This window comes from Janthinobacterium silvisoli (assembly GCF_014200725.1).
In the GTDB taxonomy this organism is placed as follows: Bacteria; Pseudomonadota; Gammaproteobacteria; order Burkholderiales; family Burkholderiaceae_D; genus Janthinobacterium.
The window spans coordinates 369312-386121 of sequence record NZ_JACHCL010000001.1; the positions used below are offsets into that span (position 1 = coordinate 369312).

General features: G+C 58.4%; 15 protein-coding genes and 1 pseudogene. 1 reads left to right on the forward strand and 15 read right to left on the reverse strand.

Annotation, left to right across the window (positions count from 1 at the left end; all coding sequences use genetic code 11):
• Positions 1–218: 218 nt before the first annotated feature.
• The 5 genes from HDE75_RS01605 to ppsA all read right to left on the reverse strand — a co-directional run bounded on the left by HDE75_RS01605 (position 219) and on the right by ppsA (position 5814).
• On the reverse strand, positions 219–527 hold the full coding sequence (locus tag HDE75_RS01605) for an H-NS histone family protein (protein ID WP_183676539.1): 309 nt from the start codon (positions 525–527) through the stop codon (positions 219–221).
• A 638-nt stretch (positions 528–1165) separates the two neighbouring features.
• On the reverse strand, positions 1166–2098 hold the full coding sequence (locus tag HDE75_RS01610) for an SPFH domain-containing protein (RefSeq protein WP_183676538.1): 933 nt from the start codon (positions 2096–2098) through the stop codon (positions 1166–1168).
• 15 nt (positions 2099–2113) lie between these two features.
• Positions 2114–2530, reverse strand: a complete 417-nt coding sequence (locus HDE75_RS01615) for an NfeD family protein (protein WP_183676537.1) — start codon at positions 2528–2530, stop codon at positions 2114–2116.
• Between the two features lie 192 nt (positions 2531–2722).
• Positions 2723–3220, reverse strand: coding sequence for a Dps family protein (locus tag HDE75_RS01620; RefSeq protein ID WP_183676536.1), 498 nt, complete (start codon positions 3218–3220; stop codon positions 2723–2725).
• Positions 3221–3375: 155 nt separating this feature from the next.
• Positions 3376–5814, reverse strand: a complete 2439-nt coding sequence (gene ppsA, locus HDE75_RS01625) for a phosphoenolpyruvate synthase (RefSeq protein ID WP_183676535.1) — start codon at positions 5812–5814, stop codon at positions 3376–3378.
• Between the two features lie 159 nt (positions 5815–5973).
• Between ppsA and ppsR the strand changes: the two genes are divergently transcribed.
• Positions 5974–6822 (forward strand): posphoenolpyruvate synthetase regulatory kinase/phosphorylase PpsR, encoded by an 849-nt coding sequence (gene ppsR / locus HDE75_RS01630; RefSeq protein WP_183676534.1) that lies wholly within the window; start codon positions 5974–5976, stop codon positions 6820–6822.
• 112 nt (positions 6823–6934) lie between these two features.
• On the opposite strand, the gene HDE75_RS01635 is transcribed toward ppsR, so the two are convergent.
• The 10 genes and pseudogenes from HDE75_RS01635 to bamA all read right to left on the reverse strand — a co-directional run bounded on the left by HDE75_RS01635 (position 6935) and on the right by bamA (position 16790).
• Positions 6935–8149: an aminotransferase class V-fold PLP-dependent enzyme gene (locus tag HDE75_RS01635; protein WP_183676533.1), complete on the reverse strand. Its 1215-nt coding sequence runs from the start codon at positions 8147–8149 to the stop codon at positions 6935–6937.
• Positions 8150–8194: 45 nt separating this feature from the next.
• Positions 8195–8656: pseudogene (locus tag HDE75_RS27065) on the reverse strand (T6SS effector phospholipase Tle3 domain-containing protein).
• Positions 8657–8803: 147 nt separating this feature from the next.
• Complete coding sequence (locus HDE75_RS01650; protein WP_183676530.1) at positions 8804–9589, reverse strand: TrmH family RNA methyltransferase; 786 nt, start codon at positions 9587–9589, stop codon at positions 8804–8806.
• Positions 9586–10224 carry a ribonuclease HII gene (gene rnhB, locus HDE75_RS01655; protein WP_183676529.1) on the reverse strand — a complete coding sequence of 213 codons (639 nt, stop codon included), beginning with the start codon at positions 10222–10224 and terminating at the stop codon, positions 9586–9588. Before rnhB ends, HDE75_RS01650 begins: the two co-directional genes overlap by 4 nt.
• A gap of 27 nt (positions 10225–10251) precedes the next feature.
• On the reverse strand, positions 10252–11424 hold the full coding sequence (lpxB, locus tag HDE75_RS01660; protein WP_183676528.1) for a lipid-A-disaccharide synthase: 1173 nt from the start codon (positions 11422–11424) through the stop codon (positions 10252–10254).
• Complete coding sequence (gene lpxA / locus HDE75_RS01665; protein WP_183676527.1) at positions 11408–12196, reverse strand: acyl-ACP--UDP-N-acetylglucosamine O-acyltransferase; 789 nt, start codon at positions 12194–12196, stop codon at positions 11408–11410. Before lpxA ends, lpxB begins: the two co-directional genes overlap by 17 nt.
• Before the next feature lies 1 nt (position 12197).
• Positions 12198–12680, reverse strand: coding sequence for a 3-hydroxyacyl-ACP dehydratase FabZ (fabZ, locus tag HDE75_RS01670; protein WP_183676526.1), 483 nt, complete (start codon positions 12678–12680; stop codon positions 12198–12200).
• On the reverse strand, positions 12677–13732 hold the full coding sequence (lpxD, locus tag HDE75_RS01675) for a UDP-3-O-(3-hydroxymyristoyl)glucosamine N-acyltransferase (RefSeq protein WP_183676525.1): 1056 nt from the start codon (positions 13730–13732) through the stop codon (positions 12677–12679). The genes fabZ and lpxD overlap by 4 nt, the downstream gene beginning before the upstream one ends.
• Positions 13733–13882: 150 nt before the next feature.
• Positions 13883–14401, reverse strand: a complete 519-nt coding sequence (locus HDE75_RS01680; protein WP_183676524.1) for an OmpH/Skp family outer membrane protein — start codon at positions 14399–14401, stop codon at positions 13883–13885.
• Between the two features lie 52 nt (positions 14402–14453).
• Entirely contained in the window at positions 14454–16790 is a 2337-nt protein-coding gene (gene bamA, locus HDE75_RS01685) for an outer membrane protein assembly factor BamA (protein WP_183676523.1), read from the reverse strand.
• Between the last annotated feature and the right edge of the window lie 20 nt (positions 16791–16810).

A 16810-nucleotide genomic window follows, 5' to 3' on the forward strand; every position in this document is an offset into this window, starting at 1 on the left:
GCTGCGCCATAACGGCCATCGGAATCGGGTAACAGCCAACAGGGCAATAAAGAGCGGGGGGGATATAAGGAGCGCGATAGCTGCCGACAATACAGGCAGATAGCTCAAGTGCAGAAATAATGGGCGTGATACACGCGCCAACTTATCAGGGGGAGTTCCGGATGCTTGTATGCTGTTTTAAGCACATGCTACAGGACAAGCATCCGAATGAACGGTATTTAAACCTTCAGAAGATCACGCGATTTACCCGAATCGGTCCATTCCTTGACCCATTTCGGTTGACGGCCACGGCCAGTCCATTGTTGCGACGCATCGTCTGGATTGCGGAAACGTACGGCAACAGTACCGGTTTTTGCACGGATACCCGTACCCACCAGGTCTTTTACCGAAACACCAACGCTTTGAGCGATCGCCAGGATTTGCTCACGCGCTTTCGACAGGTCGTCCTGTTCGCGTTTTTTCATTTGTTTCTTGATGTCGTCTTGCAGCGTGCGCAGTTCGGACAGGGATAAGCTGGACAGATCCATGATATTTCCTTTGCCTGGGTTGAGATTGCGTTGAAAAATATAACTCTAGGGTTAAATTCTATCCAATTGTAACGCGCCTGGGGAGTTTTTTTGGGAATTTTAATGTTTTTTACAATTATTTTTGCTTAAAACAGTCTTTTTCATCCGATAGTGCACATGTATCCCGAATCACAGGCTGGCTACCAGTGGTCAAATCCACAAGCTGAACGCCGAGAACTATCTCCATGCAGATCAGAATTCAACTACATACACATCATGCCATTAATTGTGTATCAATTTTTATTTAATTGCAATTTATAGTACTTATAAATTACAAGCTGTGAAAAACATGGGAACAATACTATCGTGTTTCAAGCAGCAGCATCCCAAACATTCAAACACAGAGCCAAATATACTTAATAGCAGCATGCACGGCTGATACTTTAATCGAAAACAAAAATAACTGCCGCACGCCACGCATAAGACCTTGATCATGCTGCGCATATGGTGGATTTAAAAGCCAATAACCTTCCCTCTATCACTCTGCATCAATTAGCTGATCCATATGATGACAATACTGGCGCCAAATGCAAACCGCCCGCTATCAAGCGGGCGGAAGTTGCTATTGAATATGTAGTGAGGCTTATCGCCAAGCCGAATTACAAGACTTTTGGCTTCTGCGTTTTCACTACTTGCATCGCAGTAGCGATGAGGCCGCTCATATCCCCCAGATTGGCCGGGACGATAATCGAGTTATTTGTCTTGGCCAGTTGCGCAAAAGCACCCACGTATTGTTCCGCCACTTTCAGATTGACGGCATCCTCGCCGCCTGGCTCACGAATGGCGGCGCCCACCTGGCGCAGCGCCTCGGCGCTTGCCTGGGCCAGCGCCACGATGGCGGTCGCCTGCCCTTCGGCGCGATTGATCGACGCCTGCTTCTCACCTTCCGAGCGGGCAATTGCCGCTTCGCGTTCACCGCTGGCAATATTGATCTGCTCCTGCTTGCGCCCTTCCGAGGCCGCGATCAGTGCGCGCTTTTCACGTTCTGCCGTAATTTGCGCCTGCATCGCATGCAAGATTTCTTTCGGTGGCGTCAAATCCTTGATTTCATAGCGCAACACCTTGACGCCCCAATTCGACGCCGATTCATCAATGGCATTCACGATGGCGGTATTAATGTGATCGCGCTCTTCAAACGTCTTGTCGAGCTCCATCTTGCCGATCACGGAGCGCAAGGTGGTTTGCGCCAGCTGTGTAATGGCGGCAATGTAATTCGACGAACCATACGAGGCGCGCATCGCGTCAGTAATCTGGAAATACAAAATACCATCGACCTGCAACTGCGTATTGTCACGCGTAATACAGACCTGCGGCGGCACATCGAGTGGAATCTCCTTGAGCACATGCTTGTAAGCGATACGGTCGACAAAAGGCACGACGATATTGAGCCCAGGGCCCAACACGGCGTGGAATTTACCCAAACGCTCGACCACCCAGGCATGCTGCTGCGGCACCACATTGACCGTCTTGAATACAAAGACCAGGGCCAGCAACAACAAGATCAGCGTGACGCTTCCGATGCTTACTTCCATAATTTACTCTCCAGGTTATCCAACAATCAAACGACTGCCGCGTACGGCGCGTATTGTGTACTGGCCCGCTTGCGTATCGCCGCCGGGGGCTAATTCAACATCCCAGAGCGCACCGCGATACATCACGCGCGCCACACCATCGACCCAGTGCGCCACTGCCACACTTTGGCCGATATCCAGATTCACATTCGGATCTTGCGCCACATCACGGCGCGCAGCTTTGCCAAAACGGCTGCGGCGCAACAACAGGGTCGCCGCCACGCCAACAATAGCGGCCGCCAGCGCCTGCCAGACGCCATTCGCCCCAGCGAGCGCCATCAATCCACCAGCACTAATACCAATGGCGATCATCAGCAAATAAAACGTACCGCTGAATAATTCCAGGATCAATACCACGCCAGCCGCCACAAACCAGCCTATCCAATCGGCCATGATGTTTTCCTTTACTTATATATTCCCGAAAATATAAAAACCCCCGTGGCCGATATAGGCGACGAGGGTTTTTACGATGACAAACTGAAGATATTTATCTTGCCAGACACCTATATACAAGCAGTCTAACGCAATTCACGCCTGCGTCAATAGCAAATCAGGAGTTTCTCATTTTACAGCGCTTATTCTTACTTATTCTTCCAATAAACTGCGCAGCATCCATGCCGTTTTCTCATGCAAATCCAGGCGTTGCGTGATCAGATCCGCGGTCGGCTGGTCATTGGCCTTTTCCAGCAGCGGGAACAGACGGCGCGCCGTGCGGGCGGTCGCCTCTTGCGCCGCCACCAGGTGGCTGACCATTTCCAGCGCGGGAGGCACGCCATCGATTTCCTTGATGGTCGCCAGCTTGACGAATTCCTTGTAGGTTCCCGGCGCCGGATAACCGAGTGCGCGGATACGTTCAGCGATCAGGTCCAGCGCGCCCCACTGTTCTGTGTACTGGGTCATGAACATCAGGTGCAGGGTATTGAACATCGGTCCCTTGACGTTCCAATGGAAGTTGTGGGTCATCAGGTACAAGGTGTAGCTGTCAGCCAGCAGGCCGGACAGGCCTTCCGCGATCTTCGCGCGGTCCGCCTCGGAAATGCCGATGTCGATCTTTGCAGCTTTAGTTGGTTTCTTGCTTGCCATATGTAACTCCTGTCTGTGTGAGTAGCTTTATTCTAGCCGATCTCACGCTTCCTCATCGCTGGCTGCCGTGCGCCGTCCCACGCACATCTGACGGGCATAAAAAACCCCGCTGCCAGAATATGGCAGCGGGGTTTTCAAGAAGCCAAAAAGCTTGCCTACGCTTTCAGCGCAGCCAGCTTTTGCCAGGTATCGATCACCGAGTCCGGGTTCAGCGACATCGATTCGATGCCCTGCTCCATCAGCCAGATGGCGAAGTCAGGATGGTCGGAAGGACCCTGGCCGCAGATACCGATGTACTTGCCGCGTGCCAGGCAAGCCTTGATGGCCAGCGCCAGCAGCGCTTTCACGGCAGGATCGCGTTCGTCGAAATCGGCGGCCAGCAAGGCCATGCCGGAATCGCGGTCCAGGCCCAGGGTCAGCTGGGTCAGATCGTTCGAACCGATCGAGAAACCGTCGAAGTGGTCGAGGAACTGGTCGGCCAGGATGGCGTTCGATGGCACTTCGCACATCATGATGACGCGCAGGTCGTTTTCACCGCGCTTCAAGCCATTCTTCGCCAGCAGGTCGATGACTTTCTCGGCCTGGCCCAAGGTGCGCACGAATGGCACCATGATTTCCACGTTCGTCAGGCCCATGTCGTTGCGCACGCGTTTCATCGCTTCGCACTCCATGTTGAACGATTCGGCAAAGTCGGCCGACAGATAGCGCGCCGCGCCACGGAAACCCAGCATCGGGTTTTCTTCGTCCGGCTCGTAGCGCGAACCGCCGATCAGCTTCTTGTACTCGTTCGACTTGAAGTCGGACAGGCGCACGATGACTTTTTTCGGCCAGAACGCGGCGGCGATGGTGGCGATGCCTTCGGCCAGTTTATCGATGTAGAAAGCCTTCGGCGAAGCGTGGCCACGGGCCACCGATTCCACGGCTTTTTTCAGGTCGGCATCGATATTCGGGTATTCCAGGATGGCTTTCGGATGCACGCCAATATTGTTATTGATGATGAATTCCAGACGCGCCAGGCCCACGCCGGCGTTCGGCACGGACTGGAAGTCGAATGCCAGCTGCGGGTTGCCCACGTTGAGCATGATCTTGGTGTCGAGTTTCGGCAATTCGCCGCGCGACACTTCCGACACTTCCGTTTCCAGCAAGCCGTCGTAGATCTTGCCTTCATCGCCTTCGGAGCAGACTACAGTGACAAAGGTGCCGTCTTTCAGCACTTCGGTCGCGTCGCCGCAGCCGACCACGGCTGGCACGCCCAGCTCACGCGCGATAATCGCCGCGTGGCAGGTACGCCCGCCACGGTTGGTGACGATCGCCGAAGCGCGCTTCATGACCGGTTCCCAGTTCGGGTCCGTCATGTCGGCCACCAGCACGTCGCCCGGCTGCACACGTTCCATGTCGGCCGGATCGTGGATCACGCGCACAGGACCGGCGCCGATCTTCTGACCGATCGCGCGGCCCGAGGTCAGCACGGTGCCGGTGCTTTTCAGCTTGAAGCGCTCTTGCACGTCTGTCGCCTTTTGCTGCGATTTGACAGTTTCAGGGCGCGCCTGCAGGATGTACAGCTTGCCGTCGCGGCCATCCTTACCCCACTCGATGTCCATCGGACGGCCGTAGTGGTTTTCAATGATGACGGCGTATTTCGCCAGTTCCACCACTTCAGTGTCGTTCAGCGAGTAGCGGTTGCGCATTTCGACTGGCACGTCGACGGTTTTTACGGAACGGCCAGCCTTGGCTTCGTTGGTAAATTCCATCTTCAACAGCTTGGAACCGATATTGCGGCGGATCACAGGCGATTTGCCTTTTTCCAGCATCGGCTTGTGCACATAGAATTCGTCAGGATTGACGGCGCCCTGCACCACCGTTTCGCCCAGGCCGTAGCTGGAAGTGACAAATACCACGTCCTTGAAGCCCGATTCCGTATCGATGGTGAACATCACGCCAGCGGCGCCCAGGTCCGAGCGTACCATGCGCTGCACGCCAGCCGACAAAGCCACTTCGGCGTGGGTAAAGCCTTTGTGTACGCGATACGAGATGGCGCGGTCGTTGTACAGCGAAGCGAACACCTGTTTCATGGCGTCGAGCACATTGTCGATGCCGACCACGTTGAGGAAGGTTTCTTGCTGGCCGGCAAAAGAAGCATCGGGCAAGTCTTCCGCAGTGGCCGAGGAACGCACGGCAAACGACATTTCGGTGTCAGAATCGGCCACCAGTCTGGCGTAGAACTGGTCGATTTCAGCGGCCAGGCGCGGCTGGAATGGGGTTTCCACGATCCACTGGCGAATTTCGGCGCCTGCTTGCGCCAGGGCGCGCACATCGTCGATATTCAAGCCGTCCAGGCGCTGAGCGATACGCTCGGCCAGCGGCAAGCCGCCGTTGGCGCTATACGACAGGAAGTCGCGGAAAGCCTGCGCCGTGGTGGCGAAGCCGCCCGGCACGCGGACGCCCGCTTCAGCCAGCTGGCTGATCATCTCGCCCAGGGAGGCGTTCTTGCCGCCGACGGATTCAACATCCGTCATGCGCAAATGTTCGAACGAGGCGACGTAGACTGCGTCTGCGTTCCCCTGCTCCTGCTGTTGCAATGCTGCGTTGGTCATAATGACACCCTTACTGATGATAGAAATCTGTAGGCGAGGCGCACCGAACGCTGTTCTTGTTATTCTGGGCGTCGTGCAGCACAATCATACCGTTCCAACCATTTTACCTTGTGCAGCGCAAAATGACGACGCACAATCTTGATCCACAGAAGGAAGACCATGACACAAGAACCACGCCCACAGCTTCCTTCCGCAGCCCGCACCGTTTTCTTCGTTTCCGACGGCACCGGCATCACCGCGGAAACCTTCGGCCATTCGGTGCTGACCCAGTTCGAACTGCGCTTCCGCCAGATCCGCCTGCCTTTCATCGATACCATGGACAAGGCGCATGATGCAGCGCGCAAAATTAACGAAGCTTTCGCCGCCGACGGCCAGAAACCCATCATCTTTTCTACCTTGGTGAAAAGCGACCTGTCGGCCGTGATTCGCAAGTCCAGCGGCATGCATATGGACCTGATCCAGACATTTGTCGCACCGCTGGAACAGGAACTGGGCGTGATGTCGACGCACACCATCGGCCGCTCGCACAATATCGTCGATAGCGAGGAATACAAGAACCGCATCGAAGCGATCAATTATTCGCTGGCGCACGACGACGGCCAGTCGCACAAGAATCTGTCGTCGGCCGACGTGATCCTGGTGGGCGTATCGCGCTCGGGCAAGACCCCGACCAGCTTGTACCTGGCCATGCAATACGGGATCAAGGCAGCCAACTACCCCTTGATCCCCGATGATTTTGAGCGAGAAAAGCTGCCGACGGCGCTGCACGTCTTCAAGAACAAGATTTTTGGCTTGAGCATCACGCCCGAGCGTCTGTCGGAAATCCGCAACGAGCGCCGCGCCGGCAGCAAATACGCCGCGATTGAAAACTGCCGCTATGAAGTCAACGAGGCAGAAAAAATGATGAAGCGCGAAGGCATACGCTGGCTGTCGTCGACCACCAAGTCGATCGAGGAAATCTCCACCACGATTCTGCAAGAGATCAAGCCGAACCGCCGCGAATATTAAGAACACCCGACCAAACCTACTGCGCGTCGGTATAGGCGGCTTGCGATGCTCACTGTGCTTGAGCACAGCTCCGCTTCTCAGCCACCTCTCCCTTCCGCTCGCTACGGTTTTGTCAGGTGTTCGCTTTTAATACGGCTTCACTGGCCAGCACCGTCAGGGCAGCCACCAGCTGATCGAGTTCGCCGGTGGTCGTGGTGGTGGCCACGGTAGCGCGCAACACCTCGGCATAGCCGATATTACGGGCCACCGTGAAGATGCCAAAACGCTGCAGCAGCGCCTGTTGCAGCTCTTGCGCACGCATGCCATCGATAGCAAACGCCACCAGCGCCGTCCCTTCCTCCGCGTCCAACGGCGACAATAGCTGCAAGCCCGGCAAGTGGGCGACGCGGCTGACCCAGTAATTACGCAAGCTGGCCAGGCGCGCCGTCTTGGCGGCAGTGCCGCCCACGCGATCATGGAAGTCAAAGACAGCCGGCGCCGCCAGGATCGCTCCTACCGCCGGCATGCCTGCATGCAGGCGGCAGCGGATATCGTCTGGCGGATAATCGCGGTCGCCGAAATGCGGCTCGATCTTGTGCAACTGCGAGGCGCGGATATACACAAAACCGATACCCGGTGGCCCGCCCAGCCATTTATGCAGGTTAAACCCCGCAAAATCCACACCCAACTGCTGCACATCGACCGCCACCTGCCCCAGAGCATGCGCGCTATCGAGCAGCACATCGATGCCATGTTCACGCGCCAGGGCCATGATTTCGCGCACGGGCGCCTGCTGGCCGTTGGCTGGATACACCTGTGACAACAGCAGCAGCTTGGGCCGCACTGCAGCGCGCATGGCTTGCGCATAATGGGTCAGGATTTCATCACGGCTGATCGGCAAGGTCAGCGTAATTTCAACCGGCGTGACGCCACGCCGCTGCTGCAGCGAATGCATGGCGTAGCGCATGGCGGGATAATCGAGATTACTCCATAACACAGCATCGCCAGGCTCCAAGCCGTGATACTGGCCGATCAGTACCTGCATAGACTCGGTGGCGCTACGCGTGAGCAGTATCTCGTGCGGCTGCGCGTGGATCAATTCAGCCAGCTTGCTACGCAAGACCTCCACATGCTTGTGCACGAATTCACCGCGCAGAAAAGGACTCAGCTGCTCATTCGCGTAACGTATGCCCTGCTCGTACGCCGCATGCACGGGCGCAGCCATGGCGCCGAAATAACCGTGTTCGAGGTTGATCACGTCTGCTGGCGGCGTGGGATACAAGGCCGCGATGCCGCGCCACCAGGCTTCATCTTTCGGTTCATCTTGAGACGCAAAGTGGTGCGGCATGACTGGCCTTATCTTGGAAACAAGGCGATAGTCTAGCACTGTGATTCATTTTGAATAGCCCTGCATATCATCGGCCGTATCATGGCGGATACCTTCGCCGAATTCCTGCAACTCCTCGCCGTTGGCCTTGTAGCCCCAGCGAAAACGGATCACGGGTGAATTGGCGTCGTCCGCCAGTAAAAAAGTGGCGGCGTTGCGCTTGGGGTTCAGAAAGCCGTCATCGGTCAGTTCGCGCTCGTAAGACGCCGCTTTCATTTACCCGGCTGCGGGACCGGGGATGGTCAAGTCCTCATCGCGGCGCTTGAGGCGGGTATTGAGCCCCGCGCACAATCCCTGTTCGGCCTGCTCATACCACTCACCATCGGAGTTCACGCCATGCACGAAGATGATGATGCCGGGGCGCGGCAAGCGTTTTACCGCATCAAGCAGGCTGTGGCTGAACAGCGTATGGCCTTCCGGCTCGGCCAGCAAGATGCAATCGGCCTCGGGTTTGTCGTCTGTCCACATGCAGGCGCTCCATCAGGGGATAGCAGGGAAAAACTGCGCCAGAGCGTACCCAGGCAATCTGCACTGTATGCGGATTGCCTGGGGTAGAAGTTGCGGGGGATCAAGAAGGGAGGTAGGGAAGCAAGGACGCGCCAGCGCCCCGTGCTGTTACTGCTGGTTTTGGCGTACCTGCTCGAAGAAGCAGACGGCGGCGCAAGCGGCCACGTTCAGCGATTCGATCTGGCCCAGGTGGGGGATCACCACCTGATGCGTGGTCATCGACAGCAAGTCGTCGGCGACGCCCTGCCCTTCATGGCCAAATACCCAGGCCACGGGCTGGCGCAGGTCGACGTCGTACACACGCTGGGTAGCGTAGCCGCTGGTGGCCAGGGTCGCCACTTTCGAAGCCGACACCAGCGCGGCCAGGTCGACGTTTTCGAAGATATCAAGCACGAAATGGGCGCCCATGGCGGCGCGCAGCACTTTCGGCGACCAGCAAAACGCCGTGCCGGCGCTGCAATACACTTGCGTGATGCCGGCGGCGGCCGCGCTGCGTAGAATCGATCCCACGTTGCCTGGGTCTTGCAGATTATCGAGCAGCACGGCCGACACGCTCACCGGCTGCGTGACGGCGCGCTCGGGCGTATCGATCAAAAACATCACGCCCACGCCATGCTCGACCTGGCTGACGGCGTTATACAGTGCATCGGGCAAGCCCAGCACGTGGGCGCGCTGCGCTTCGAGCTGGCCGACAATGTCAGCCACTTCGGGGTTTTGCAGCGCGCTTTCGCTGACGATGCATTGCTCGGGCAAGCCGCGCAGCTGCAGATACGACTGGCACAGATGCACGCCATCGAGCAGGGTGCGGCCGGCCTTGCGGCGCGCCTGCGAACTGCCCGCCAGTTTTACCAGGTCCTTGTATTGGGCGTTATCGCGCGAAGTGATGGTCTTCATGCCACCACCTCCTGTCCGCCAAACAGTGCGATCACATTGCGCACGGGTGCAAACGAGCGGCGGTGTACGGGCGAGGCGCCGTGCAGGTGCAAACGCTCCAGGTGCAGCTTGGTGCCATAGCCCTTGTGCTGGTCAAAGCAGTATTCGGGGTAAGCCGCGTGCAGATGCACGAGGGCCGCATCACGCGCCGTCTTGGCCAGGATCGAGGCAGCGGAGATGGAATCGACCTTGTCATCGCCACCGATAATGGCCATGCCGCGTATAGTCATCACGGGACAGCGGTTGCCATCGATCAGGGCCAGGGTCGGCACGGTGGACAAGGCTTCGACGGCGCGGCGCATGGCCAGCATCGACGCCTGCAAGATATTCAGGCTATCGATTTCCTCTTCAGAGGCTTCGGCAATCGCCCACGCCAGGGCCTTGGCCTTGATTTGCGGCGCCAGCAAGTCGCGCTTGGCTTCAGTGAGTTTTTTCGAGTCGCGCAAGCCCTCGATGGGCTGCGCAGGATCGAGGATCACGGCGGCGGCAAACACGGGGCCGGCCAATGGACCGCGCCCTGCTTCGTCGACGCCGCAAATGATTTCACCCTGCGAGAATGGCAAGTCGTCAAACAGGCCCGGATAGAGATTTTTCACGTTGAATCTTTTTACTTGAATAAGTTACTACTTGTTGGCGGCGATCACTTGCATCACCGCGTTGGCGCTTTCGTGCGCGCTGTCGCGCAGCAGGCTATGGTGCATGTCCGTGAAGCGCTGCACCAGGCGCAAACGGCCAGGCACATCGCTCAGCTGCTGCCACATGGCGTCGGCCAGCGCTTGCGGACTGGCGGCGTTTTGCAGCAGTTCCGGCACCAGATAGTCGCGCGCCAGGATGTTCGGCAAACCGATCCAGGGCTGATAGCCGAAATGGCGCAGGATTTGCCACTCGGCGGCCATCATTTTGTAGGCGATCACCATCGGCTTTTTGTACAGCGCCACTTCCAGCGAAGCCGTGCCGGAGGCCACCAGCACCGCATCGGCAGCGCAGATGGCGGTGTGCGAACCGCCATCGGTCAGCAGGATCTCGACATCCTGCAAGCCTGCTTGCGCGACCAGTTGCAGGAAGTACTGGCGCTGTTTTTCACCGGCCATGGGCGCGACGAAACGCAGCGAGCGGTCGCGCGCCAGCAAGAGTTTGCACGCGCCGACAAAGGCCGCCGTATTGTATTTGAGCTCGCTCATGCGGCTGCCCGGCATGAGGGTCACTACGTTCGCATCCTCGGGCAGGCCCAGGGTGCGGCGCGCCGCTGCCTCGTCGGGCTGCAGGGGAATGATCTCGGCCAGCGGGTGGCCCACATAGGTGACGGGCACGCCAGCCTTGCGGTAGATCTCTTCCTCGAACGGGAAGATCACCAGCATGTGCGAAACGGCCTTGATGATTTTCTTGATGCGGCCACCGCGCCAGGCCCAGATCTGCGGCCCGATGTAATGCACGGTGGGGATGCCGGCCGCTTTCAATTGCATTTCCAGGCCGAGGTTGAAGCCCGGGTAATCGGCGCCGATGAACACGGCGGGACGCTCGGCGATCAGCTGGTCGCGCAGCGCGTTCTGGATGCCCTTGATTTCACGGTAGCGGGGAATGATTTCAAACAGGCCCCGCACCGTCAATTTATCGAGCGGCCAGTCGGAAATGAAACCCTGCTGCGCCATATGCTCGCCGCCGATGCCGTGGAAACGCGCACCAGGCAGCTGTGGCGCCAGGCCAGACAGCAAGCGGCTGGCCAGCAGGTCGCCGGACACCTCGCCGGCGACGATGGCGACCGACAGGCCGCCTGCCTGGTCAGCGGACGATGCCACGCGAGGCCACACCGAGGAATTCGCGCATGGCGCGGATATGCTCCGCCGCTTCCGGCGAGGCCACTTCTTCTTCGAACAGGGCGGCCTTGGCTTCTTCCAGGGTCAGTCCCGAACGGTAGATCAGCTTGTAGGCGGTGCGGATGCCGTTGATCTGCTCGCGCGTAAAGCCGCGGCGTTTCAAGCCCTCGATATTGACGCCATGCGCCTGCGCCGGATTGCCGTTCAGGAGCACGAACGGCGGCACATCCTGCGTCAGGCTGGTGCTCATGCCGACGAATGCATGCGCGCCGATCTTGCAGAACTGGTGCACATTCGAAAAACCGCTCATGATGACCCAGTCGCCGATTTCCACGTGGCCCGCCAGCTGCGCGTTGTTCGAAAAAATCGTGTTGCTGCCGACCAGACAGTCATGCGCCAGATGCACGTAAGCCGAGATCCAGTTGTCATTGCCCAGGCGCGTCACGCCGCCGCCCTGCACCGTGCCGGTATTGAACGTGCAGAATTCGCGGATGGTGTTGCGGTCGCCGATTTCCAGGCGCGTCGCCTCGCCCGCCCATTTCTTGTCTTGCGGCTGCGCGCCGATCGACGAGAACTGGAACAGATGATTGTCCGTACCGATGGTGGTATGGCCGTCGATCACGACATGCGGGCCAACCTTGGTGCCAGCGGCTATGCGCACATGCGGGCCGATGATGGAATACGGCCCCACCTCGACCGAGCTGTCCAGCTCGGCCTTGGAATCGACTATCGCCGTGGAGTGGATACCCGCCATCTTACTGTCCCGCAGGCTGGCTCGCGTCTTGCGAGCTGCGGATGGTGCACATCAGTTCCGCTTCCAGCGCCACCTTGCCGTCGACCGTGCCGACCGCCTTGTATTTCCAGATGCCGCGCGACACGCGCAGGATTTCCACGTCCATCTTCAACTGGTCGCCCGGTTCGACCGGACGCTTGAAGCGCGCATTGTCGATACCGACGAAATACACTACCGAATTTTCATCGGGTTTCACGCCCATGGTCAGGAAAGACAGCAAGGCGGCCGTTTGCGCCAGCGCTTCGATCATCAGCACGCCCGGCATGACCGGTTTGTGCGGGAAGTGACCCTGGAAGAATTCTTCGTTGACCGTCACGTTCTTGATGGCGGTGATGCTCTTGCCCGATTCCCAATCCAGCACGCGGTCAACCAGCAGCAGCGGATAGCGGTGCGGCAGCAGGGATTTGATGGCCAGGATGTCGAGGGTCTTGTTTTCAGTAGTCATTTTTCGTCTTGCTTGGTCAGTGTTTTAATTGTTTTTTCAAGTGCGCGTATCTTCTCGCGCATGCTTGAGAGGTTGCGCACGATGGCGGCGCTCTTTTCCCAGTCAGCGTTCTTCGCCAGCGGATAAAAGCCGGTGTACTGGCCCGGCTCCAGGATAGACCGCGACACCATGCTGCCCGAAGAGACATGCACCTTGTCGGCGATCGTCAAATGGCCCAGCACCATGGCCGCACCGCCAAAAGTGCAGTACTTGCCGATGATGGCGCTGCCCGCCACGCCAACGCAGCCGGCCATGGCCGTATGCGCGCCGATATGGCAGTTGTGGCCGATCTGGATCTGGTTGTCGAGCTTTACGCCGTCCTCGATCACCGTATCGGCCAGGGCGCCACGGTCGATGGTGGTATTGGCGCCGATATCGACATCGTCACCGATCACCACCCTGCCCGTTTGCGGAATCTTGATGTAGACCCCGCCCTCATTGGCGAAACCGAAACCATCGGTGCCGATCACGGCGCCCGAATGGATGATACCGCGCTGGCCAATCACGCAGCGCGCGTGAAATGTCACATTGGCCAGCAATTGCGTGCCGGCGCCGATGATGGCGTCGCGGCCCACCACGCAGCCAGGGCCGATCACGCAGCCGGCGGCTATGATGGCGCCCGCTTCGATCACGGCGTTGGCGCCGATCGAGGCGCTGGCGTCGACCTGCGCACTGATATCCACCACGGCACTGGCATGAATGCCCGCTTCCGGCTTGATTTCATGCAGGGCGGCGAAAAACTGCGCCGCGCGCGCGAAATACACATAAGGGTTTGGTGTGACGATGCGCGCACCGGCGTATTCATCGCCGATCAGCGCATTGTCTGCCGGCGTGAGGATCAGCGCCGCGGCGCCGCTGCTGGCCGCCTGCGCGCGGAATTTACTATTGCTGAGAAAGCTGATGTGCGAAGCACCGGCGTCCGTCAGCGGTGCGATGCCTGACACTTCCAGGTTGGGATCGCCCGCCAATTGACCACCGAAGCGTTCGACCAATTCTCCTAGTCGAGTGCCCATCTATGAAACCCTTATAAAAACGCCTGCCACTGCCTACTGCGCGGCGCGATTTGCGGTCTCCGATGCTCACTGTGCATGCGCACAGCTCCGCTTCTCAACCACAACTCACATCCGCTCGCTACGGCACTGTCAGGCGTGAAAACTGTACTGTTACTTGTCCAGCGCCTTCAAGACCTTGTCGGTAATGTCGATGCGCGGGCTGGCCCACAGGGCTTCCTGCAAGACGACGTCATAGCCTTCGACATGCGCCATCTGCTGGATGATGGTGTTGGCCTTTTCTGCGATGGCGCTGCGCTCTTCGCTGGTGCGCTGGCTCAGGTCTTCGCGGAATTCGCGCTGGCGGCGCTGCAATTCCTTGTCCAGCTCGAAAAACTCGCGCTGGCGCTTGGCGCGGTCTGCCTCGCTCAGGGTCGGCATGTCTTTTTCCAGCGCTTCGTTGGCCGCCTTGAAGCGGGCTGCCAGTTCCTGCACCGCTTTTTCGCGCGAGCGGAACTCTTCGGCCAACTTGGCGCTGGCCAGCTTGGCCAGCTTCGATTCGTTATAAATACGTTCGCTGCTGATCCAGGCGATCTTCGACTCTTGAGCCTGCGCCTGCACCGGCAACAGCGCACTCCAGCACAATGCAATCACGGCAAGGGACTTGGGCAGGGTAGCGGATGCGGTGTTCATGATACTCCATGGTCAAAAAGTAAAGGCTGGCGCCTCTGTTCAGGATGGCCGGTCAGAAACCGGTACCCATCTGGAACTGGAAGCGCTCCAGGCGGTCTGTCGGCTTGGCGTTCAGCGGTTTGGCATAGCTCAGCTTGAGCGGACCCACCGGCGAAATCCAGCTGATCCCCAGACCAGAAGAATAGCGCAATTGCGAGATACGCATTTTTTCGCCTTCCTGATAGACCTGGCCGCCATCGACAAACCCGAACCAGCGCAAGCTGCGGTCATTGCCCGAACCGGGGAATGGCAGTTGCAGCTCGGCGCTGCCGATCATGCGCGAGGCGCCACCGAGCGCATCGCCGGTGGTCGGATCGACCGCGCCCAGCGAGGAACTCAGGTAGCCGCGCACCGAACCGATACCGCCGCCGTAGAAGTTCTTGAAGACCGGGTAGACATGGTCGCCAATACCGTGGCCGTAATCGAGCTCGCCCTTCAAGGCCAGCGTCATCTTGCTGGTCAGCGGACGGAAATACTGGTGTTCATACACGGCGCGGAAATATTTCTGGTTACCGACCAAATCGGCTTCCAGGTTCACGCGCTGGTAGCGGCCCACCGACGGCGTCAAGGCGCTGTCGCGGCTATCGCGCTGCCATGCCGCCGTCAGCGGGATGGCATTGGTGGTTGCTGCACCGATACCATCGGACGGGCCGCCATTGTCGGTCACGTACTGGCGGAAGCGCGTCGGACTGGTCTGGTCGGTTTCCACCCGCGTGCGCTCGGCGCCGATACCGAAGAAGATGGTGTCAACTTCCGAGAACGGCACACCATAGCTGACGCGGCCACCGGTTTGCTTGATCTTGTAGCTGCCGATGTTCAGTGCTGGCGGTTCCGTCGTGCGCAGATAAATTTCAAAGCTGCGCGAGATGCCATCATCGGTGTAATACGGGTTGGTCTGCGACAGCGCAATGGTACGGCTGTAATGGCTGGTATTGAGTTCAATCCCGACCGTGTTGCCGCTACCGGCGAAGTTGGCCTGCGAAATCGACGCCGACAAGGTGAATTTTTCCGATTGCGAAAACGCGCCGCCGATCAGGAAGTTACCGGTCGGCTTTTCCACCACCGTCATGTTGACGTCAACCTGGTCGTTCGTGCCCTGCGCTTCCGGCGTATCGACCGTCACATCCTTAAAGTAGCCGAGGCGGTCGACGCGGTCGCGCGACAGCTTGATCTTGTTACTGTCGTACCAGGACGATTCAAACTGGCGGAATTCGCGGCGGATCACTTCATCACGCGTGGTGGTATTGCCAGCAATATTCATGTGGCGCACGTAGACGCGCTTGCCCGGATCAACCACGAAGGTAAACGCCACTTCGTGCTTTTCACGGTTGATGTCCGGATTCGCATTGACGTTGGCAAAAGCGTAGCCGAACGTCGCCAGGCGGTCCTGGATGCGCTTGTTGGTCGCCGTCAGACGCGCGCCCGAATAGATATCGCCGTCGCGCATCAGGTTCAATGCCTTCAGTTCTTCTTCGCGGCCGAACATCTCGCCTTCGAACTTGGTGCCCGACACCTTGTACTTCTCGCCTTCGGTGATGTTGATCGTCAGGTAAATGTCTTTTTTATCGGGCGTGATCGACACCTGTGTCGAATCGACCTGCATCTCGATGTAGCCGCGGTCCAGATAAAAGGACTTGAGCGACTCGATGTCGCCCGTCAGCTTGGTCTTCGAATACTGGTCAGCCTTGGTGTACCAGCTGAACCAGCCGCCCGTGTTCAGGGCCAGCTGTTCGCGCAATTCCTTGTCCGAAAACGCCTTGTTGCCGACGATATTGATTTGCTTGATGCGTGCGACTTCACCCTCGTCCACTGCAAACACCACGTTGACGCGGTTACGCTCGATCGGCGTGACCGTGGTGGTGATTTTCACGCCATACAGGCCATGCGACAGGTATTGGCGCTTGAGCTCCTGCTCGGCGCGATCGACCGATGCCTTGTCGAAAATTTTCGCTTCGCCAACGCCGATTTCCTTCAATGCCTTGACCAGCACGTCTTTTTCAAATTCCTTGGTACCCGTAAATTCCACCGTGGCAATAGCCGGGCGCTCCTCCACCAGCACCACCAGCACGTCGCCATCGACTTCCAGGCGCACATCCTTGAAAAAGCCTGTCGCATACAGGGCCTTGATGGCGGCGACGCTCTTCTCATCGGAGAAGGTTTCGCCGACCCGCACCGGCAGGTAGCTGAACACGGTGCCCGCTTCGGTACGCTGGATCCCTTCGACCCGGATATCCTTGACAGTGAACGGCTGAACAGCCAGCGCGTGGCCGGCACAGAGGGCCAAGACGGCGCCGCCGATCAGGCTGCGGCGAAAGGAAGGCAAGGCAAAACGAGCAGAATGTAATTTCATTGGGGTTATTCAATGGTAAA